The sequence below is a fragment of the Rhizobium ecuadorense genome, assembly GCF_001187535.1.
GTDB lineage: Bacteria > Pseudomonadota > Alphaproteobacteria > Rhizobiales > Rhizobiaceae > Rhizobium > Rhizobium ecuadorense.
This window is the reverse complement of sequence record NZ_LFIO01000167.1, coordinates 1-266: the sequence shown is the minus strand read 5'-3', so window position 1 is coordinate 266 and position 266 is coordinate 1. Positions and strand designations below refer to the sequence as shown.

The following is a 266-nucleotide window of genomic DNA, read 5'->3' as shown; positions in this document are numbered from 1 at the left end:
TACCAGGCGTTTTGCGGCGTAGTTTAGGTAGGCTTTGCTCATGCCGTCACCTTCTTACGTTGCTCGGTTGAATTGCGGGTTATTCGCTTTTCGAGGCCGTGTAGTAGCTGGCATAGGCGACACCGTTGTAGATCTCGCCCTTGAGCTTCGGGGATTGCACGTAGATCCGCTGGACGATCTGCGTGCGCGGGATGAAGTAGCCCTGATCGAGAATGTACTTCTGCAATTCGTCGAGGAGCGGTTTGCGGCCTTCGATGGGACTGGCG

Annotated in this window: 1 pseudogene; it reads right to left on the bottom strand. The window is 55.6% G+C overall.

What is annotated here, in order from left to right:
- Positions 1-79: 79 nt before the first annotated feature.
- Positions 80-266, bottom strand: a pseudogene (locus tag AF337_RS04520) (ABC transporter substrate-binding protein); the annotation flags it as partial.